The organism is Marinobacter sp., assembly GCF_034669625.1.
Lineage (GTDB): Bacteria > Pseudomonadota > Gammaproteobacteria > Pseudomonadales > Oleiphilaceae > Marinobacter.
Genome location: NZ_JAXMOY010000007.1, coordinates 1 through 20,158 on the forward strand (window position 1 = coordinate 1; position 20,158 = coordinate 20,158).

The window sequence follows — 20,158 nt, forward strand, 5'->3', positions numbered from 1 at the left end:
GCTAACTTTGCTACCGGTTCGCGCCTGTAAACTGGGCGCAACACGCCAGATACCGCCAGAAAGGGACGCTTTTATACCAGAACCGGGGGCCCAACGCAAAAAATTGTTGGGATTTTGGCCAATTTTCCGGTGGCGACTTCTTGGCGGTTACATCAACCCTCTTTCAGCGAGGGATATTACCTCACCGTGACCGATAACCATATGGTCAAGAACCCTGATATCCACCAAACCCAAAGCTTCTTTCAGGCGACGAGTCAGAGAAATGTCAGCCTGACTCGGTTCGGCCACTCCGGAGGGGTGATTATGAGCGAAAATCACCGCCGCTGCATTATCTTCCAGGGCCTGCCTGACCACTTCGCGAGGGTAGACAGCAGCACCATCGATGGTGCCCCGAAACAGCTCGCGGTACTGAATGACACGATGGCGGTTATCAAGAAACAAGCCTGCGAACACTTCGTGGGGGTAGGTGGCCAAACGGCTAGTAAGAAAGCGCCGGGTATCGGCCGGAGAACGCAGTGGGTCGCCCTGGCGCAGCGGCTCATCCATGACACGTCTTGCCATTTCCATGGCCGCCTGAACTTGCGCGTATTTTGCCGTGCCAAGGCCTTTGATCTGGCAAAATTGCCCGCGGGAGGCGGTCATCAGGCCTCGTAGGCCGGAAAATTCATCAATCAGATGGCGGGCCATGGCCATGACCGGCATGCCGGTGGTGCCCGTGCGCAGAAAAATGGCCAGCAGTTCTGCGTCAGACAGAGATTCGGCGCCGTGGGCAAGCAGGCGCTCTCGTGGCCGCTCGTCGCTAGGCCAGTGGGATGGGTTCATTATAGCTTCCTTGCGAGTGTCGTTAACTCGTGCGTCCTGCACGCAGCTCCCAAAGTTACAAAGGGTACTCTAAAAGGTAACATTTGGTAAACGGAACAAACGCGTGTGCAGGCTGCGCTGTCAGGGCTCGCGTGCTATCTTACAAGTCTTTCATTTTACGGGATTACGGAGCCCTCATGGCCGTCAGACGAATACTGCTGGGAATCACCGGTGGCATCGCCGCCTACAAGAGTGCTGAGTTGGTTCGGCAGCTGAAGAAAGCCGGGTTGGATGTTCGTGTGATCATGACTCAGGGCGCAGAAGCCTTTATCACACCGCTGACCTTTCAGGCGTTGAGCGGCGAGCCCGTGCGTACATCATTGCTGGACCCGGAAGCCGAAGCCGGCATGGGGCATATCGAACTGGCAAAATGGGCCGATCAAGTGGTGGTTGCACCGGCGTCGGCGGATTTTCTAGCGCGTCTGGCCCATGGCATGGCCGATGATTTGCTCACCACGGTTTGTTGCGCCACCGAAGTCCCCATTGTGGTGGCACCGGCGATGAATCAGGCCATGTGGAAAAATTACCGCACTCAACGCAACCTGAAATTGCTGTCGGAAGACCCGCAAGTGACGGTTTGGGGCCCGGATCAGGGCGAACAAGCGTGTGGTGACACCGGGCCCGGTCGAATGCTGGAGCCTACAGCGCTCGCCACGTTGATTCTGACCGAACAGATGCCACAGGTTGAGGGCGCGCTCGCCGGTAAGCGGTTTGTCATTACCGCCGGCCCCACGCGGGAGCCGATCGATCCGGTGCGATACATCTCCAATCACAGCTCCGGCAAAATGGGCTATGCCATCGCTCAGGCGGCTGTGGCCGCAGGCGCTCAGGTGACGTTGGTCAGTGGCCCGGTGAATTTGCCGGTGCCCGAAGGCGTTGAGGTTCGGTCAGTGGTCACCGCTGAGGATATGCTTCAAGCGTCAGAGCGCGCCGTCAGCGAAGATTGCGATGTCTTCATTGCTACAGCCGCAGTGGCGGATTACCGGCCGGAGTCGTGCGCTGGTGACAAAATCAAGAAAACCAATGATGAAATGAGCCTTGCGTTGGTGCGTAACCCGGACACTCTGGCCACCATTGCCGCCAGAACCGATGCGCCATTTACCGTGGGCTTTGCCGCCGAAACCACCGATGTCTCTCGCTATGCGCTGGACAAAATGCAGCGCAAAAAGCTTCAGATGATCGTTGCCAACGACGTGTCTGTCCCCGGGTTGGGGTTCAACAGCGATCAGAATGCGGTCACCGTATTTTGGCAGGACGGTCAGGAATCCATTGGGCCCGAAAGTAAACAGACCATTGCCACCCGACTGGTGGCGTTAATCGCAGAACATAGCAAAAAGGCCGAAAAGTAATGACTCGAAAAAAATTGCAGGTAAGAATTCTGGATGACCGTATTGGTTCAGAGATTCCGTTTCCTGAGTATGCAACCGAAGGGTCTGCCGGTCTGGACCTGCGCGCTTGCTTGAAAGAGCCTCTTACCATCGCTCCCGGTGACACCCATTTGATTCCAACAGGATTGTCGGTACACATAGCGGACCCGTCTCTTGCTGCCATGATTTTGCCGCGCAGCGGTTTAGGCCATAAGCATGGGATTGTACTGGGAAATCTGGTGGGCCTGATCGATTCTGATTATCAGGGCGAGTTGATGGTGTCTTGCTGGAACCGCGGCCAGACGGAGTTCACCATTGAAATTGGCGAACGCATTGCCCAATTGGTGCTGGTGCCGGTGGTACAGGCCGACTTTGAAGTCGTGTCCGAGTTCGATGCCAGTCATCGGGGTGAGGGTGGTTTTGGGTCGACTGGAAGTCACTGAATGCGGTGCCGCCCCCTGGCAGCACGCTGGAAGTCTGGCGGCTATACTTCGTTGGTAAGTGTTTGTCCGGAACAAGAAAATAACGATGGGATGCACTATGAAATTCGGTAAGAACAAGGCCAGCAACTCTACCGCGGAAGATCAGCCAAAGGCCGCACCGGAAGGCAAAGTAAAACGCGGTCGAGCCGGCAGCGGTCTTAAAAAGCTCAGTTCGGTGGCAGTCACTCAGGCGTTGGTGGTGGTTCTTGCCGGTGTCATCTCTGCAGCATTGCTGCATTTTCTGGTTTCAGTGCCCGTTGCGACGAAAGATTATGATGACGCAGTCAAGGTTGAGGCAGATAGCGCGCAACAACGGCTGAATCATTACCTGAAAGCCCTGCAAGGGCAGGTTCGGGCGGTGGCCAATCAGCCGTTCGTAGCGGATAAGCTGTCCAGTGAAACCGACCTTAGGCCTTTGTCCCGCCAACTGGAGTCCGCGGTGAACGGCACCAGCGCGGTCTTTGTATTTCCGCGAGGGGGGATTCCCAGAACCGGGAACGGCGAGAGTCTACTCGGCTTTGCCGGCTTGGAGTTGGCGCAGCGAGCGGAGAATGGCCAGCCGATGTTGCCAGACGCTTTCCCCAGAGATGATCAATGGTATCTGCAATTTTCGGCCCCGGTTAGAAGCCCGGTCAGCAACGCGGTGTTAGGGACAGTCTTGGTGGTGTTTAAGGCCGATCACTTGGCACCATTACTTCAAGTCGGTAACCAAACGTTAGGCGGTCGTCTGGCCTTGGTACAGAACGTGGGCGGCAGCGCGCAATCCGTGATCAGCCTGGGTAGTGGGAGCGGAGCTGAGGTATCGCGCAGTTTGGTGAATCCGGATTGGAAAGTGGTGTATCAGCCGGGTATGACGCCTGCTCCCCTTGTGAGCACCGTGTTGTTGGCGCTTTTGGTCCTCATTCCGGCGGTTCTGGCGGCGGCTATCGTGTGGTTCTTGCTGGGTAAGGCGCAGAGAAGTGTGCGTCAAGACGTCAGCGCTATGACGCAGTGGGCCCACAAAGCCTTCAGTGGCGAACGTTTGAAGCTGCCTAGTACGCGATGGGATCTTGTCGCGTCAACAGGGGACGTATTGTCACGACTGTCTCAGGTGGTTGAAAAGAGGGTTTCGCTAGCGAAAGGAACGGCGGCGCCGAAGGCGGCTCCGGCGCCCTCTGCGCAGCCGGGCGAACACGCCGAACCGCTGTTTAATAATGAGAATACGCTGGGCATGGACATGCTCGATGGCGATGATGATGTCTTAGGACTTGGCAGCTCAGATGCGCCGTTGTTTGATGAAGACATTCCTGAGGTGATTGAAAACACGGTACCCGATGTTGAGGTCGAAGCCGAGATCTTCCGAGCGTACGATATCCGGGGCGTCGTGGGAGAAACACTTTCAGTCGGCGTGGTCGAAGTGATCGGTCAGGCGATTGGGTCAGAGGCGACTGAGCGTGGTATCGGGTCGCTGTGTATTGGTTACGATGGTCGCCATTCCAGCCCGGAGCTGGCAGACGCGTTGGCGCGAGGTGTGATGTCGGCCGGCTGCAATGTGATTCACGTTGGGGCCGTGCCTACGCCGGTACTCTATTTTGCCACGCACCATCTGGACACCGGGTCCGGTGTCATGGTGACCGGGAGCCATAACCCGGCGAACTACAACGGCCTGAAAATCATGTTGGGCGGTGAAACCCTCTCCGGCGATGCCATCCAGAGACTCTATCAACGCATCCAGTCCGGTGACTTCACCTCCGGGCATGGCAATCAGAGCAGTGACGATGTACGCCGGGCCTATCTTGACCGCATCGTAGGTGACATCGCGGTGGCCGCCCCGCTCAAAGTGGTGGTGGATGCAGGTAACGGTATCGCGGGTGAACTGGCGCCCATTCTTGTCGAAGAGTTGGGTTGTGAAGTCGTCCCGCTTTACTGCGACATTGATGGTGATTTCCCGAACCATCACCCGGACCCAGGTAAGCCTGAAAACCTTCAGGACCTGATTGCCAAGGTCCAGGAAGTCGGTGCTGACATCGGCTTGGCCTTTGACGGCGATGGGGATCGCCTGGGTGTGGTGACCAACAAAGGCAAAATAATCTGGCCGGACCGGCTGATGATGCTGTTCGCCCGGGATGTGGTATCCCGTAACCCGGGGGCCGATGTGCTGTACGATGTGAAATGCAGTCGCCGCCTGGCAGGAGTAATTTCTGAAGCCGGTGGTCGGCCCGTCATGTGGAAAAGTGGCCATTCGCTGATGAAGGCCAAGATGAAGGAAACCGGCGCATTGTTGGCTGGCGAGCTGAGCGGTCACGTGTTTTTTGGCGAACGCTGGTACGGTTTTGACGATGGTCTCTATTCCGCTGCCCGATTGCTGGAAATTCTGGGCATCGAAGACCGCCACAGCGACGAAGTGTTTGAAGATTTTCCTGAAGACATCAGCACCCCGGAGCTGAATGTTGAGGTGACGGAAAGCGATAAATTCGCGATCATTGAGCGTTTTGGCGAACTGGCTGATTTCGGTGACGGTAACGTCAGCGACATTGACGGCATTCGCGTGGATTACCCAGACGGCTGGGGTTTGTGCCGGGCCTCTAATACCACGCCTGTTCTGGTACTGCGTTTTGAGGCAGAAACCGAAGAGGCTCTGGAACGAATCAAGACCGTGTTCCGGGAACAACTACAGAAAGCTGCTCCGGATTTGGTAGCAGGTTTCTGATTTCAATCATTCTCTGACAGTAAGGATCAACACATTATCATGGCGCTGAATCGTGAAACAGCCATGCAGGTCGCTTCGGTACTGAGCCGTGGCCTGCCATATATCCAACGGTTTACGGGCAAGACAGTCGTCATCAAGTACGGCGGCAACGCCATGGAAAACGAAGACCTGAAAAGCAGCTTTGCCCGCGACGTGGTGTTGATGAAGCTGGTGGGGATTAACCCGATCGTAGTACATGGCGGCGGGCCGCAGATTGGCGGACTACTTGAGCGTTTGAACATCCAGTCCCGTTTCGTAAATGGCATGCGAGTGACGGATGCCGAAACCATGGACGTGGTGGAAATGGTGTTGGGTGGTCAGGTCAACAAAGAAATCGTGTCGCTGATTAATGCTCAAGGTGGGACGGCCATTGGTTTGACGGGTAAGGATGCGAACCTGATTCGCGCCCGCAAGCTGGAAGTGGTTGACCGTTCGCCGGAGCTCGAGCGCCCTGAAATTATCGATATTGGTCACGTGGGCGAAGTCGCCAGCGTGAACGTCAATGTCATCGATATGCTGACCCGAAGTGATGTCATTCCGGTGATTGCTCCCATCGGTGTGGGTCCGGATGGTGCTTCGTACAACATTAACGCCGATCTGGTGGCCGGCAAAGTCGCCGAAGCCATGAAGGCCGAAAAGCTGATGCTGCTCACCAACGTAGCGGGCCTGAAGAGTAAGGACGACAAAGTACTTACCGGCCTCACGGCACAGCAAGTTAATGAACTGATCGAAGACGGTACCATTCATGGCGGTATGCTGCCGAAGATCCGTTGCGCGTTGAGCGCAGTGGAAAATGGCGTGCGCACGTCGCACATCATCGATGGCCGAGTCGCTCACGCCTGCTTACTGGAAATCTTCACCGACGAAGGTGTCGGTACTCTGATTTCCCGTAACTGATCGGCCTGACCCGGAGTCATTGGATGAAGCGTCTACTGTCTTTTCTGGTTGTGCTCAGTGTGCTCGCTTTTGCCGGCTACAAAGCCGGGGTCTGGTGGCTGGCGGATCAGCGGTTGGCGGAGGCACGCACAGAATTATCCAGCATCGGCGTTCTCGAGCGGGGCAAGATCGGCTCTGCTCTGGATGGGCGTTTGTTGTTGAAAGAGGCAAGCTGGCTCGATTTCAGATTGACTCAGCCTCTGAGCATGGGGTTGGTCGAGCTGGATGCCGAATCCCCGGTTGCTTTGCTAACCGGGTTGGCGAATCCTGAAACCGTGGCGGGAAACTGGACGTTAGTCGTCGAGCAAGCCCGTATGATCCTGGAGCCGACTATGTTCCGGAACTGGGTGATTGACGATATCGATGAGTCGTCGACCAGCGCTCCTTTGATTGCCTTGGCCTGCGCGCCGGATCCCAGACAGCATCTGGGAAGTGGTGATCTGAAACGCATGGGTATCGAGTCGATTGGTGGGGATTTTCGTCTGGCTCAAAACCAAGATAGCCTGCAGGCCGAGTGGGACACGGTTGCAATGGGGAGTATGGAGCTGAACTGGCTTGGTGCGCGCCTGAACTTTTCCCGAAGTGGTCTCGATTTGACCGGCTATGACGAGCCGGCCGGGGTAACGTTGCGGGACGGCGGGCTGATGCGTCGTATTTCAGCATACTGCTCTCGGGAAACGGGTCTCACTGTCAATGAATGGAGTGTCAAGGCCGCGACAGCTTTGGCGCGAGCGATGGAAGCTCGGGGCTATCAAGCGAGTGAACAGCTGATTGCGCTTTATCGGCAGTGGTTGACCGAAGGGGGGGAGTTTCAATTTACCTTCCACCCGGGAAACGAGACATTAGGGGTTCCGGTGCGAACCGAAGAAGAACCCATGGCTGCGTGGCAAGTGAGGTATAACGGTGCTCAGGTACCCGATGTTTATTTGACCAAAATTGAGCCGGTAGCGTCCGCCGTTGCCCCCGAAGTCTACGAACCGATAGCTCCGCCTGAAACGTCGAATCGCTTGCAATGGTTTGTGGAGCCTGTGGAAAACGCCAGTGTTTGGCAGGGGCAGACAGTGCGGGTCACGCTTTCCAATGGTAAGTCGGTCGAAGGTAGGCTGGTAAGGGTTGGTGAGCGGGAGCTTGAAGTCGCCCGCTTGCTCGCCGACGGCGAAGTGGCTTACCCGATGCTTATTCGCGCGGTCGCGAGCTTCGAAGTCTGGCGGAGGGGCCGGGCAAATTGATCTAAAGCCGGGAGGCGGCCATGGTACAAAGGGCGGATACAAAGAACCGGGTGCCGGGTGTGCACGACATGTTGGCTCGGCTGATTTCCCAACCTTCCATCAGCAGTGCGTCGCCCGATTGGGATCACAGTAATGAAGCCGTTGTGCGGACACTGGCCGAGTGGCTGGAGGCGCTGGGCTTTACCATTGAAATTCTTGAAGTGCCGGGTATGCCCGGCAAGTACAACCTGATTGCAACGCTTGGTACTGGCCCGGGTGGGCTGGTGTTGTCAGGTCATACCGACACGGTGCCGTTCGACGATCAGCGCTGGCAGACAGATCCCTTTACCCTGACTGAAAAAGACGGCCGCTTGTACGGTTTGGGCACCTGCGACATGAAAGGGTTCTTCGCTCTGGCCATTGAAGCTGCCAAAGCCTTTGTTGACCAGCCGTTGCAACAACCATTGATCATTCTGGCAACCGCAGACGAAGAAAGCTCGATGAACGGTGCCCGGGCTTTGGCCGAAGCGGGTAAACCTCAGGCGCGCTATGCCGTGATTGGCGAGCCGACCGGTCTGCGGCCTGTGCGGATGCATAAAGGTATCATGATGGAGCGGCTGCGATTTCAGGGGCAGTCGGGCCATTCATCGAATCCGGATCTTGGCCACAATGCCTTGGAAGGCATGCACGAGGCCATGACCGAATTGCTGGCATTGCGGTCCGAATGGCAGCAACAATATCGAAATCCGAATTTTGCGGTACAAGTGCCAACCTTGAACTTGGGCTGCATACACGGCGGCGATAACCCGAACCGTATCTGCGCTCAGTGTGAATTGCACTTTGATTTGCGCCCGTTACCGGGCATGAACATGGAAACCCTGCGCCAGGCCATCCTGAGCCGTATTCTGCCGCTGGCGGAGCGTCGTCAGCTGAGCTTAAGTTTTGAGCCGCTGTTTGATGGTGTTCCGCCGTTTGAAACGCCAGCAGATGCCGGGTTGGTGAAAGCGTGTGAAGCCCTGACCGGCCACAAGGCACATGCGGTTGCCTTCGCCACAGAGGCGCCGTGGCTGCAAAAGCTCGGTCTGGAAACATTGGTGATGGGTCCTGGCTCCATCGATCAGGCCCATCAGCCGGATGAGTTTCTGGAGTTGTCGCAGTTGCAGCCGACCATCGATATTCTGCGTGGGTTGATCAAACAGTATTGTCTGTAATAGAAGTGTGGCCGTTGAAACCGGTCACAGGTGATTCAAAAGGGAGACCGGATTGAAATCAAACGACTGGCTGCATGGGTTCCGTCACTCATCTCCGTACATAAATGCCCATCGCGGCCGTACCGTGGTGTTGACCATGCCCGGGGATGCCATCGAGCACCGGAATTTCATTAACATTATCCACGACATTGCGTTGCTCAGTAGTCTGGGTGTGCGTCTTGTGGTGGCATTTGGTGGCCGCCCGCAAATTCAGTCTCGTTTGGAAGACGCCGGTTTGGAAACCACATTCGAGCGGGGCCTGCGGGTCACGCCGGATGATCACCTTCCGTTGGTGATGGAAGCCATTGGCGGTTTGCGCGCTTATCTGGAAAGCCAGCTGTCGATGGGGTTGGTGAATTCCCCCATGCATAACGCCAGAATTCGTGTCAGCAGTGGTAACTACGTCACTGCCAAACCGGTGGGAGTGCTGGACGGCATCGATTTTGGGTACACCGGCCGGGTACGTCGGATCGATACCTCGGGTATAGAGAGACTGCTTGAACAGGGTCACATAGTGCTCTTGCCGCCAATGGGATACTCGCCGACGGGCGACGCATTTAACCTGTCATACGAAGATGTGGGCAGCCAGGTGGCGGCAGCCCTGAAAGCTGAAAAGCTCATTGTCTTTATCGACGACGAAGGTTTGCTGGATGAAGACGGCTCTCTTATCCGGGAACTGGGTGCCCATCAGGCGACGGACCGGCTGAACGCCAACAACGTCACCGGTCATGACGCCATTCTTTTGAAAGCCGCTTGCGACGCCTGCGTCAAAGGGGTACGCCGCGCTCATATCATCAGCTACGCCGAAGACGGCGCCTTGCTGGAGGAGCTGTTTACACGGGATGGCTCCGGTACCCTGGTCAGTGGTGACCATTACGAGCAGATTCGTTCGGCCCGGGTTGAAGACATTGGCGGTATTCTGGAATTGATCCAGCCGCTGGAAGAGCAGGGCGTGCTGGTCAGACGTTCCCGTGAAATGCTGGAAACCGAGGTGGACCGTTTTGTGGTGGCCGAACGGGACGGCACCGTGGTTGGTTGTGCCGCCCTGTATCATTACCCGGAAGAAGCGGCTGGTGAACTGTCCTGCTTTGCGGTCGACCCCTCCTACCGGCGCGCCGGGCGTGGCGATGACATTCTCATGATGATTGAAAAGCAGGCTCGGGGGCAGGGCATTGAAAAGCTCTTCGTACTGACTACCCAAACCGAGCACTGGTTCCGGGAGCGAGGCTTCGAACCGACAGACGTGCAGAATTTACCTGGCCCTAAACTGGCCGCGTACAACCCGCTACGCAAGTCAAAGGTGTTCGTGAAACCGCTCTGACAGACTCTTGAGCGTTTGTTGGCGTTTGGCTTCTGGTTGTTCTGACAACCGGAAGACCGCCTCGTAAAACCGCTGGAAATCGGTGTCGGATTCACGCAGTAGCTGCCTGAATGCCGGTACATGCTGGTTGTACTGCTGGAACAACGCCAGCTTTGCATTGTTAAGCTGCACCGGCGCGGCGCCAAAGGGGCCGGGTTCCGGGTAATGCGACGACAGTGCTTGGTACCGGTTCGCCAGCTCGTCGAGCGTCTCCTGCTTACGCTGCCTAAGTTGCTCGAGACTCAGTTCACTTTGCCGATGATAAAGGCGGCGTAGCTCCTCACTGGTCTGCCTGACCAACTCAAGCGTGCGGTTGCGGTGCTCCAGCCGCTGCAGCGCACGCTCGAACACCTCCGGTTGGCCCTGACGTTCCAGCCACAAACGCAAACCTTCCAGCTCAACCGCTGTGGCAAAACTCTCATTGAAGGCCGTGTCGCCATTCAGATAGATCACCCGGTGGGCCAGCTCATGAAACATCAGCGCCACCATCCGGTCTTCGGCCAGGTTGGTGAACCCCGTGTGCAGTGGGTCGTCAAACCAACCCAGAGTGGAGTAGGCCGTGACGGCGCCGATGAAGGTGTCGTACCCGTTTTTATCGAAGCGTCGTTGTTCTTCTTTGGCCATCGCCAGATCAAAATAGCCTCGGTAGGCCTGACAGCCAATAAACGGATAGCACCACTGTTTAGGCACCAGGGAAAACTCTGGCACCGCCACCAGATTGACCACCACCCACGGATGCTCGAGTGGAACAAAACTGGAGAATGCCTCGCCCACCGGCAGATTGAGTGTTTGGTCTGCAAAGATGCGTGCTGCTTGGGCGGTAGACAGCGCTTGATGCAATTCCGGGGTGGTATCCGGTTGCTGCATCACCTCATCTACCGGTTCGCTGCGTAGTGTTAAAGAAACATGGCCGCTAATGGCCTGTGTGTAGTAACTCATTGATGAGCAACCTTGAAGGGCTGCCAGCAGTAGCAAAATGAGATAGACCTGACTAAGCTGTTTCATGAATCACGATGTATTGGTGAAGTGTGAGCTCGTATTCGGCATTTTGTCATTGTATGAGCAGGGTTGTAGAGTACCCCTTAAACCACTTTAACCGATTTTTCGTGGGTGGTACGTTCCACATGAACAGGGACCTTCACCGGGTGTTTACCGCCCGGTCGCGGAATCGGCTTTACAACTGGTCAATTATTGATGGATCCGAGAGAACGTCGCAGTAGCCCTCGCCAGCCAATCAAACTCGCTGCTCAAATCGATGTTGGCAGTGGCGAGTCATTACCATGCCAAATAGCGGACTTCTGTGCAGAAGGTCTATACATACGCTATTCCGGTCAAACCTCTGCCAAGCTTGATCGTGCGTTCGAGCGGTCTGAGCTGACCGAAGTTGTTGTGCGCTTCCGAGGCTTGGATAGCAACGTTCACCATGAGTTGCATGTCCGTCCCGCGCGGCGAATTGAACGCGCCATGGGGGGCTCGTTTTTGCGCGCGAACCCGGCAGCGATTGAGGCGTTGATACGCCTGTGTGGCAGTGGCAACAATCAAAGCCGATCGTCACTGCAAGCGCCCAGTGACAGGGTTCAATTTGTGCTGCACCAGTGTGCGCGAGTGATTACCCAGTTTATTGAACCTTTGATGGACGCCTGTTTTGTAAACACGGTATCAGCCCTTAAAACGGCGGCTCAGAACGCGTCCAGTGATCAGTCGGCCAATGAATACATGGATGCCTCCGGGCAGGTAGAAGCTCGCCAGAGGGTTCTGTGGCACCACATGGCCAGAAGTCTGGAGTCCCCTTTAAAACCCGAGCCAAAAGGGGCACCGGGCGCGCTCTTGTCGGTGGTTGATAAGAACGAATTCGAAGACTGGCTGGCGGTCAAGGTTATGGTCACTCGGGCAGACACTCTGTACCGGGGCGATTTGCTTGAGCTTAAGTTGAGGTTGGACAATCTGGGGATATCCAATCAAACCGGTCACCATAACCCGTTGGGGCCGGCACTGGTTTGCGAGGCGTTCCACCATGCCTTGGTGCAGTTGAAGGTGAGCCGGGACGTTGAGAAGGTTTGCCTGAAAGTCTTTGAACAAACGGTCATTCGCCAGCTGGCCCCACTTTATCGTGAGCTGAATAATATTCTCATCAGGCACGGAGTGTTGCCTGACCTTGATTTGACGAAATACCTCAGTGAACAGGCGGCTGAGCGGGTTACACCTAAGCCCTCGCCGCCCAAAGAAAACAACGAAGCGCCGAAACCGTCGCAGAAAGAGACCGAGGACAAAGCCGAGTCCCGAGTTTCGGGTGAGTTCAGAGGCTATTCCAGGCATGCGCAGACCGCCTTCGCAACGGTTCGCAACCTATTGTCATCATTGAAGCTGAGCCGCTCTGCGAGTGCGGAGCCGGCATCGGAATCGTTTGATCCCGATGCTCGCCCCCTGTCCAATAGTGAGCTAAGCCAAGAGCTGCAAGAGCTTCAGTTGCAAGCAGCCGATCTGAACGTGCCCGATGTTCCGCTCAAGGAGCGGGTTGTGGCTAAGGTGAAAAACAGCATCGATAATGCGCGCTTGAACGAAGACAGCGAAGGCGCGCTGGATGTTGTTGACCGGTTCTTTCGCAGTGTGACGGAAAGCCCGAAACTTAGCGGTTATGCCCAAGACAAAATGCGCCAATTGCAGGTTCCGGTGCTTAAGGTGGTCATGCGTGATCCCAGCTTTTTTGAGGATCAGTCCAGTCCGGTCCGGAGCTTGATGAACCGTCTGGCGCAGATCTCTATGAAGGGCGCTCGCCCGAATCCCATCGTGCAGCGCAAGGTTGATGAGCTGGTCCAGCGTATAGCGACAGATTTTGACCAAGACACCGTTATTTTTGATGAAGCGGTTGAGGAGCTGGATACCCTGATCGAGCGCCAGAATCTGGCCTATCGCCGCAATGTCGAACGTGTGACGGCTGCGGCCCAAGGTTCCCAGAAGGTCGCTGATTCTAAAGCTGCGGTCGCGGCGGCGCTGGACGAAAAGCTGGCAGGCCGTAAGGTCCCCAAGGCTGTTGTGAGTCTATTGGATGGCGGTTGGCGCGATCTCTTGTCGCTGACATGGATACGGCAGGGCGACGAGGGTCAGCTCTGGCAGGATTATCTGGCGGTGATTGATTCGTTAATGGCGTATGCAGAAAGCCCGGGCAACAGCAGTAATTTGCCGGAGCTCCTGCGGTTGATCCAGGACGGCTTGGCGTCTATTTCCAGTAACCGCACGCCATCGTCCCAGATACGGGATGAACTGAAGCAATTGATGGTGCGTCAACCCGGTGAACCTCTGGAATGGGTAGACATGCCGAAATCTCAATCTGAACAGCCCGCTAAGCCGGCTGCCGATGAGCGGGAAATGAAAAGCCTTCAGCGTTGGATCAACCGAGCCCAGCAGCTGCAAACCGGCGACTGGTTCAAGGACCAAAGCAAGCCTGACGAGCCGCATTACATCCGACTGGTTTGGGTAGCCGATAACTTTTCGCGCTTTGTTTTCGTGAATCATCAGGGCATGCGTGTCGTCGAGCTGGCGGTGGCCGCACTGGCGCGCAAAATGCGCGACGGCGACATTATTCTGGATAGCCAGTATGAAAAGCCCTTGGTGGATGAAAGCATTGATCGCATGGTGCGTAACGTATACGACCAGCTGTCTTGGGTCTCGACCCACGATGATTTGACGCACCTGCTCAACCGTCGTGAATTCGAGCGAATGTTGGAACAGCAGTTGGCTGATAGGAAATCTACCCGCACGCTCTTGCATCTGGATTTGAAAGGCTTCCGTTTGCTGAGTGATGTGGCGGGCCAAAAATCTGCCGATGAAACCCTTAAACAGGTGGCGGACATACTGGGTAAACACGCCGATGAGAGCGTGCCCGTGTCTCGTATCGAAGGTACGGAATTTGCGATGTTGGTGCCGGATGATCAGGCGGAAGCTGTTGCCAAGTCGCTGGTCAGTGCAATCGCGGCGGAAGATTACCGCTTTGGCGGCAAAGTTTATGAGTTGACGGCCAATGTCGGCATTGTGCCGACGGTCCCTGCGGTAACTTCAGCCGAGCGCTGGCTGAGAACCTCCGAACAGGTGCTGTCCGTGGCCCGGCGCGGCGGTACCGGATATATTTCTGTATACAGTCAGGATGACGAGGATCAGGCCCGTCAGGACCAGATTGCTGCTCGTGTCGCCAACTTGGGTGACCCGACCGATGAGCGCATGTTGCTGCGATGCCAGAAGATTATCCCGTTGCATTCGGAAGCCCGCATGTCGGCCCAGTACGAAATACTGATCAGCATGTACGACGATAGCGGCGAACTTGTGACCGGCCGGGATCTTGTTCGCATGGCAGAGCGATATGACCGGATGCAGGCAGTAGACCGCTGGGTTGTCGGCCATATGCTGGACTGGCTGCGAGATAAAAAACCGGATGCACGGGATGTTGGCGGCATATGCATCAACCTTTCCGGTTACTCGCTGAACGAGCAGGCTCTCCTTGAGTTTATTTACGAAAAACTCAGTGAAAAAGACGCGCCCATTGAAAGGTTGTGGTTTGAGCTCACCGAAGCCTCAGCCATCCACGATGTACAGGCCGTGGCCCGGTTTATCGAAGAAACGAAAGAGCTTGGCTGCCGCTTTTGCCTGGGCAACTTTGGTACCGGTCCGAACTCTTACGAGTTCATGCGCTCGCTGCCGATTGACTTGATCAAAATTGACAGCGCCTTTACCCGTCAGCTGGCGACAAACGCGACGGATCAGGCCATGGTCAAGTCGATGGTTGATATGGCGCACTTCATGGAACGGGAAGTGGTAGCGACCCAGGTTGAAACCCGTGAGGTTCTGGATAAGCTGACGCAGTTGGGCGTGGACTATGCTCAAGGCTTTGTTATCGAAAAGCCCAAACTATTGAACAGTTTGATCTGACCCTCAGGAATTCTGCTTTTTATGTCTAAGCGCCACCCGATTATTGCGGTGACCGGCTCCTCTGGAGCCGGCACCAGTACCACCGGTCAGATTTTTGCCCGGCTATTCGCTCGAGAAGACATCAATGCCGCGATGGTCAGTGGTGACAGTTTTCACCGCTATACCCGAGAACAGATGGCCCGCTTGGCTGCGAAAGGCCAGTTCGGTGAGCGTAACCATTTCGCCCTTGCGGCCAATCACATCGACCGTCTGGAAGCGCTGCTGTACGACTACAGCCACACGGGTAATGGCCGTTGCCGCCAGTATGTCCACGATGAAGACCGCGATCTGATTGCTGGTGGCCATAAGCCGGGTACCTTTACGCCATGGAGTTCGTTACCCGCGGACACGGATTTGCTGTTTTACGAGGGGTTGCACGGTGGTGTGGTGAGTGAGAACTACAACCTTGTCCAGTATGTGGATTTGTTGATTGGTGTGGTGCCCATTGTGAATCTGGAATGGATACAGAAAATCAATCGGGATACGAATAAACGGGGCTACAGTCAGGATGCGGTGGTTGAAACCATCATTAACCGCATGGATGACTACGTGAAAGACATCGTGCCGCAGTTCTCCCACACCCATATCAACTTTCAGCGCGTTCCGTTAGTGGATACGTCCAACCCGTTTATTGCTCGGGAAGTGCCGAGTGAAGATGAAAGCATGCTGGTGATTCATTTTCGTGAAGTCGCTGATGTGGACTTCAGCTGGTTGCTGCAGGCAATTCCTCATAGCCGCTTGTCCCGGCACGATACCTTGGTGATCCCGGGCACGAAAATGCCGCTGGCTATGGATTTGATTGTTCGTCCCATGGTTCAAAAGCTAATGGCAGGCAAGGCGTTTGCCTGAGAGGCAGCCTTGCAAAGCTGCCTCTCAATGCGGTTATTCCACGTTGCGGGAATAGAAAATTTCCAGCATCTCCCGGCGTAGCCGGTCTTCGATAGACTTTGCTTCGGCAGGATCAAGCTCTTCTGCGTTTGTGCCAAACACGTAGTTATCGAGGTTGAATTCCTTCAACATCATCTTCGTGTGGAACAGGTTCTCCTGATACACGTTCACGTCGATCATCTGATAAGCGTTCTGGGTGTCTTCAGAGAGATAGTTCTGAATCGAATTGATGTCGTGGTCAATGTAGTGCTTGGTGCCATCGATGTCGCGGGTAAAACCTCGTACCCGGTAGTCGACCGTGACCACGTCGGAATCGAAGCTGTGAATCAGGTAGTTCAATACCTTCAGCGGTGAAATCAAACCGCAGGTCGACACGTCGATATCCGCACGGAAAGTGCTGACCCCATCATGGGGATGGCTTTCCGGGTAGGTGTGAACGGTTACGTGACTCTTGTCCAGATGCGCCACGATGGTGTCTGGCAGCGGGCCCGGGGATTCGTCGTAATTCTCTTCGCAGTCTTCCACGTCATGCTCAGCGATCAGCATGGTGACAGAGGCGCCGTGAGGCTCGTAATCCTGACGGGCAATGTTGAGAATGTTCGCACCAATGATTTTGACAACGTCAGACAGAATCTGAGTCAGACGCTCGGCGTTATACATCTCGTCAATGTAATCGATGTAAGCTTCACGTTGCTCATTGGTCTGCGCGTAACAGATGTCGTAGATGTTAAAACTAAGGGATTTGGTCAGATTGTTAAAACCGTGCAGCTGGAGTTTTGAATCCATGCTCAGCCCCTCCTTTGATTGGAGATGAATGGTGACAGGGTGACATTTGTCCCCCTACCGAGGCCGCCACCGACTACTGACCAGGTAAATAAATTGTTCACCTTTTGCGCAGACCGGCGGAGAAAGGTGCGTATTATGCATACCGCTTAAGTCAATGGATAGTGTTTGCTGGTACTTTTTTTTAGCACCTGAAAATACCCCGCAAAGCTACGGCCCGCGGGGCTTTACGAACCTATTCAGCTGCTCGAATTTCGAAGCTGTGGGTGATCTCCACACCGGCTGCGCCGAGCATAATAGAGGCCGAGCAATACTTGTCGGCAGACAGGCTAACTGCCCGTTCTACTTGCTTTTCTTTCAGGTTATGGCCGGTCACCACAAAATGTAGATGAATCTTGGTGAAGACAGCTGGCACGGCATCGGCCCGCTCGGCTTCCAGTTCAGCGTGGCATGCGGTGACTTCTTGCCGACTTTTTTTCAGAATGGACATGACGTCAAAAGAAGAGCAGCCGCCGACACCCATAAGCAGCATTTCCATGGGGCGCGGCCCCAGATTCTGCCCGCCGAGATCGGGTGGCCCGTCCATTTGTACACTGTGGCCGGTGCCGCTGGTGGCTTTGAAGCTGACATTGCCTGTCCAGTCTACGGTTGCTTTCATCTGTCGGGTCTCCCTTGTTTCAATCGGTGATAAGACGGGATGCTAGCACAGGCGCCCTGAAACTCTCGCCTTTGCATTCGAGTTGCCCCGAGGCAGCCATCTTGTTATAAGTTGCGTTGTTAAACAGAAATACCCGTAACCTGCAGGGAAAAGCAGGGATATAACAAAGATCAGGATCGGCATTACGCTGAGGAGGCACGTCCCGCATTATGGCTACTATCATCAAGCCGGTTGAGCAGAAAACCAAACATCTGGATTACTTTCTTTCCCAATGTCATCGCCGGCGTTATCCCGCCAAAAGCACCATTATTTATGCGGGCGATAAGAGTGACTCTCTCTTCTTCATCGTTAAGGGATCGGTTACCGTCATTATTGAGGACGATGATGGCCGCGAGATGATCATGGCCTACCTGAACACCGGTGACTTTTTCGGTGAGATGGGTTTGTTCGACAATATGGACTCGCGCAGCGCTTGGGTCAAAGCTAAAACAGAATGCGAAGTTGCTGAAATCAGCTACACCAAATTCCGTGAAATTGCCCAGCAGGATCCTCGTGTCCTGTACTTCATTGGTGAGCAGATGGCCTCTCGTTTGCGTCAGACCACCCGCAAAGTGGGCGACCTGGCGTTCCTGGACGTGACCGGTCGGGTAGCGCGCACCTTGCTGGATTTGTGCAAAGAGCCGGATGCCATGACACATCCGGATGGCATGCAGATCAAGATCACTCGTCAGGAAATTGGTCGCATTGTGGGCTGCTCCCGCGAGATGGTGGGTCGAGTATTAAAAACGCTGGAAGAACAAGGTCTTGTCCAGGTTAAGGGTAAAACCATGGTGGTCTACGGCACGCGCTGATACCCGCCAGTAGAATCGTCTGAAAGCCGCTGCACCGCAGCGGCTTTTTTGTGGGCGTTAGTCTGCCAGAGCCACCGATTTGATCTGTAACCAGACCTGCAGCCCCGGTGTCAGCTGAAGTTGATGCGCTGAGCGAGAGGTCAGGCGGGCGAGAAAGGGGGTTTCCCCAGCGAGCAGGCGAACCAGACTGGTGCCCGGTGTCACTTCCCGAGCAATGTAATCGACCGTTGCCGACAGCAGATTTTGAATGCTTTGATCCCGGTGTTCCTGTAACGCGATACTGACGTCCCGGGCTAACACTTGAACGCGTACCGACATGCCCGTACTCAGATGGTCGTGATGACGTAGCCAAAGCTCGCCGCCATCAAATGCCACTTTGCTCAGCTGCCAGTGGGCATCCACTTCCGCAATTTCCCCATTCAGAATCACCCCCGCGTCTTCTTCCAGCCGGAACGGTTGATCCGTTCGGGCCAGCGTTTCCTGAAGCGGCCCTTGGGCGATAACCTGCCCGCGATCCATCATGACAATGTGGTCGGCCAATCTCGCGACTTCCGCGGTGGAATGGGACACATAGAGTACCGGTATCGCCAGGGTGTCTCGCAGGCGTTCAAGGTAGGGCAAAATGTCCTGTTTGCTCTGCTGGTCCAGTGCGGACAAAGGCTCGTCCATCAAGAGCAGGCGAGGGCTGGTGAGCAGTGCACGTCCGATGGCTACGCGCTGGCGTTCGCCCCCGGAAAGCCGGGCGGGCATACGGTCCAGCAGCGGTGCTAATCCCAGCCAGTCGTAGACTTGTTCCGGGGCTATTTTACGTTGTTCGGCCGGTACCCGGCGGTAGCCGTAGAGAAGGTTTTTGCGAACCGACAGGTGCGGAAACAAACTGGTTTCCTGAAACACATATGCCAACGGCCGCCGATGCACCGGCCAACTGTCGCTGGCGGTTTGCCAGGGTTCGCCCAGCACCGAGAGTTGTCCTTGTGCGGCCTGCAAGCCGGCAATGCATCGCAAGAGAGTGGTTTTCCCGCATCCGGAGTGGCCAAAAATCGCGGTAATGCCGGAGCCGGGCAGATTGAGATCAACATCAAGGGCGAACTGATCAAAGTGGCACTGGAATCGGGCCTGGATGGTGTCCGAATGGCTCATCGCACCACTCCCGGCTGGAAGCGTCCGTTCAGGGTATACAGGGTGACCAAGACCACAAAGGAGAATGCCAGCATGCCGGCAGACAGCCAGTGCGCCTGAGTGTATTCCAGTGCTTCCACATGGTCGAAAATAGCGACCGAAAGCACCTTGGTTTCACCGGGAATGTTGCCGCCAATCATCAAAATGACACCGAATTCGCCGATGGTATGGGCAAAACTCAATACCGCGGCCGTTAGAAATCCCGGACGAGCCAGCGGGATGGCAATGGAAAAGAAACGGTCCCAGGCGGAGGCACGAAGGGTGGACGCAGCCTCAAGCAGGTTCTCGTTGAGGGTCAGAAAGGCGTTTTGCAGGGGTTGAACGGTAAAGGGTAGTGAGTAGATCACCGACGCAACCACCAGACCTTCGAAGGTAAATGGCAGCAGACCCAGGCCAAGGCTTTCTGTCAGTTGGCCAACGGCACCGTCAGGTCCCATCACAATCAGCAGGTAAAATCCCAGTACCGTGGGGGGCAGCACCAGTGGCAGGGCCACGATTGCGGCAATGGGTTGGCGTAGCCAATGTTGGGTGCGAGCCAGCCACCAGGCGATAGGGGTGCCGATAAAGAGCAGCAGTACAGTGGTAATGCCTGCCAGTTTCAAGGTCAGCCAAACGGCCTGCCATTCCGGGCTCATGAAATCTCCGCCA

16 protein-coding genes are annotated in these 20,158 nt (G+C 55.6%); 10 read left to right on the plus strand and 6 right to left on the minus strand.

Annotated features, from left to right (window positions below):
- Positions 1–147: 147 nt before the first annotated feature.
- A complete protein-coding gene (gene radC, locus VOI14_RS08010) occupies positions 148–822 on the minus strand; it encodes a RadC family protein (protein ID WP_323751520.1) in 675 nt (224 codons plus the stop codon).
- Between the two features lie 176 nt (positions 823–998).
- Here radC and coaBC point away from each other — a divergent pair, with 176 nt between their 5' ends.
- The 7 genes from coaBC (at position 999) to argA (ending at position 10,153) form a co-directional block, all read left to right on the plus strand.
- A complete protein-coding gene (gene coaBC, locus VOI14_RS08015; RefSeq protein WP_323751521.1) occupies positions 999–2,210 on the plus strand; it encodes a bifunctional phosphopantothenoylcysteine decarboxylase/phosphopantothenate--cysteine ligase CoaBC in 1,212 nt (403 codons plus the stop codon).
- Entirely contained in the window at positions 2,210–2,671 is a 462-nt protein-coding gene (gene dut, locus VOI14_RS08020) for a dUTP diphosphatase (protein ID WP_323751522.1), read from the plus strand. The genes coaBC and dut overlap by 1 nt, the downstream gene beginning before the upstream one ends.
- Positions 2,672–2,768: 97 nt before the next feature.
- Positions 2,769–5,399 (plus strand): phosphomannomutase/phosphoglucomutase, encoded by a 2,631-nt coding sequence (locus VOI14_RS08025; RefSeq protein ID WP_323751523.1) that lies wholly within the window; start codon positions 2,769–2,771, stop codon positions 5,397–5,399.
- Between the two features lie 39 nt (positions 5,400–5,438).
- Entirely contained in the window at positions 5,439–6,335 is an 897-nt protein-coding gene (argB, locus tag VOI14_RS08030) for an acetylglutamate kinase (protein ID WP_323751524.1), read from the plus strand.
- Positions 6,336–6,358: 23 nt separating this feature from the next.
- A complete protein-coding gene (locus VOI14_RS08035; RefSeq protein ID WP_323751525.1) occupies positions 6,359–7,603 on the plus strand; it encodes an acetylornithine deacetylase in 1,245 nt (414 codons plus the stop codon).
- Between the two features lie 20 nt (positions 7,604–7,623).
- A complete protein-coding gene (gene argE, locus VOI14_RS08040; protein ID WP_323751526.1) occupies positions 7,624–8,793 on the plus strand; it encodes an acetylornithine deacetylase in 1,170 nt (389 codons plus the stop codon).
- A 52-nt stretch (positions 8,794–8,845) separates the two neighbouring features.
- Positions 8,846–10,153, plus strand: a complete 1,308-nt coding sequence (argA, locus tag VOI14_RS08045) for an amino-acid N-acetyltransferase (protein ID WP_323751527.1) — start codon at positions 8,846–8,848, stop codon at positions 10,151–10,153.
- Here the strand turns inward: argA and VOI14_RS08050 are convergent.
- Complete coding sequence (locus VOI14_RS08050) at positions 10,127–11,131, minus strand: aminopeptidase (protein WP_323751528.1); 1,005 nt, start codon at positions 11,129–11,131, stop codon at positions 10,127–10,129. The two genes, argA and VOI14_RS08050, sit on opposite strands and share 27 nt — an antisense overlap.
- A 255-nt stretch (positions 11,132–11,386) precedes the next feature.
- On the opposite strand from VOI14_RS08050, the gene VOI14_RS08055 reads away from it, so the two are divergent.
- Positions 11,387–15,112, plus strand: coding sequence for a DUF1631 family protein (locus VOI14_RS08055; RefSeq protein WP_323751529.1), 3,726 nt, complete (start codon positions 11,387–11,389; stop codon positions 15,110–15,112).
- A gap of 21 nt (positions 15,113–15,133) precedes the next feature.
- A complete protein-coding gene (locus tag VOI14_RS08060) occupies positions 15,134–16,000 on the plus strand; it encodes a phosphoribulokinase (RefSeq protein WP_323751530.1) in 867 nt (288 codons plus the stop codon).
- 33 nt (positions 16,001–16,033) lie between these two features.
- Here the strand turns inward: VOI14_RS08060 and speD are convergent, their stop codons facing one another.
- Together speD and VOI14_RS08070 are read right to left on the minus strand one after the other, a co-directional pair.
- Entirely contained in the window at positions 16,034–16,825 is a 792-nt protein-coding gene (gene speD / locus VOI14_RS08065; protein WP_323751531.1) for an adenosylmethionine decarboxylase, read from the minus strand.
- Positions 16,826–17,057: 232 nt separating this feature from the next.
- Entirely contained in the window at positions 17,058–17,480 is a 423-nt protein-coding gene (locus VOI14_RS08070) for an OsmC family protein (RefSeq protein WP_323751532.1), read from the minus strand.
- Between the two features lie 209 nt (positions 17,481–17,689).
- On the opposite strand from VOI14_RS08070, the gene crp reads away from it, so the two are divergent.
- Positions 17,690–18,331: a cAMP-activated global transcriptional regulator CRP gene (gene crp / locus VOI14_RS08075; protein WP_323751533.1), complete on the plus strand. Its 642-nt coding sequence runs from the start codon at positions 17,690–17,692 to the stop codon at positions 18,329–18,331.
- A gap of 57 nt (positions 18,332–18,388) precedes the next feature.
- Here crp and modC read toward each other — a convergent pair whose 3' ends face one another.
- Positions 18,389–19,471 (minus strand): molybdenum ABC transporter ATP-binding protein, encoded by a 1,083-nt coding sequence (gene modC, locus VOI14_RS08080; RefSeq protein ID WP_323751534.1) that lies wholly within the window; start codon positions 19,469–19,471, stop codon positions 18,389–18,391.
- The gene (modB, locus tag VOI14_RS08085; protein ID WP_323751535.1) at positions 19,468–20,145 is read right to left on the minus strand and encodes a molybdate ABC transporter permease subunit; all 678 of its coding nucleotides are present in this window, start codon (positions 20,143–20,145) and stop codon (positions 19,468–19,470) included. The genes modC and modB overlap by 4 nt, the downstream gene beginning before the upstream one ends.
- Positions 20,146–20,158: the final 13 nt, after the last annotated feature.

Excerpts from the sequence above, each read along its gene's own strand:
- radC (WP_323751520.1), bottom strand. The coding sequence starts at position 822 with ATGAACCCATCCCACTGGCCTAGCGACGAGCGGCCACGAGAGCGCCTG.
- coaBC (WP_323751521.1), top strand. The coding sequence starts at position 999 with ATGGCCGTCAGACGAATACTGCTGGGAATCACCGGTGGCATCGCCGCC.
- dut (WP_323751522.1), top strand. The coding sequence starts at position 2,210 with ATGACTCGAAAAAAATTGCAGGTAAGAATTCTGGATGACCGTATTGGT.
- VOI14_RS08025 (WP_323751523.1), top strand. The coding sequence starts at position 2,769 with ATGAAATTCGGTAAGAACAAGGCCAGCAACTCTACCGCGGAAGATCAG.
- argB (WP_323751524.1), top strand. The coding sequence starts at position 5,439 with ATGGCGCTGAATCGTGAAACAGCCATGCAGGTCGCTTCGGTACTGAGC.
- VOI14_RS08035 (WP_323751525.1), top strand. The coding sequence starts at position 6,359 with ATGAAGCGTCTACTGTCTTTTCTGGTTGTGCTCAGTGTGCTCGCTTTT.
- argE (WP_323751526.1), top strand. The coding sequence starts at position 7,624 with ATGGTACAAAGGGCGGATACAAAGAACCGGGTGCCGGGTGTGCACGAC.
- VOI14_RS08050 (WP_323751528.1), bottom strand. The coding sequence starts at position 11,131 with ATGAGTTACTACACACAGGCCATTAGCGGCCATGTTTCTTTAACACTA.
- VOI14_RS08055 (WP_323751529.1), top strand. The coding sequence starts at position 11,387 with ATGGATCCGAGAGAACGTCGCAGTAGCCCTCGCCAGCCAATCAAACTC.
- VOI14_RS08060 (WP_323751530.1), top strand. The coding sequence starts at position 15,134 with ATGTCTAAGCGCCACCCGATTATTGCGGTGACCGGCTCCTCTGGAGCC.
- speD (WP_323751531.1), bottom strand. The coding sequence starts at position 16,825 with ATGGATTCAAAACTCCAGCTGCACGGTTTTAACAATCTGACCAAATCC.
- VOI14_RS08070 (WP_323751532.1), bottom strand. The coding sequence starts at position 17,480 with ATGAAAGCAACCGTAGACTGGACAGGCAATGTCAGCTTCAAAGCCACC.
- crp (WP_323751533.1), top strand. The coding sequence starts at position 17,690 with ATGGCTACTATCATCAAGCCGGTTGAGCAGAAAACCAAACATCTGGAT.
- modC (WP_323751534.1), bottom strand. The coding sequence starts at position 19,471 with ATGAGCCATTCGGACACCATCCAGGCCCGATTCCAGTGCCACTTTGAT.
- modB (WP_323751535.1), bottom strand. The coding sequence starts at position 20,145 with ATGAGCCCGGAATGGCAGGCCGTTTGGCTGACCTTGAAACTGGCAGGC.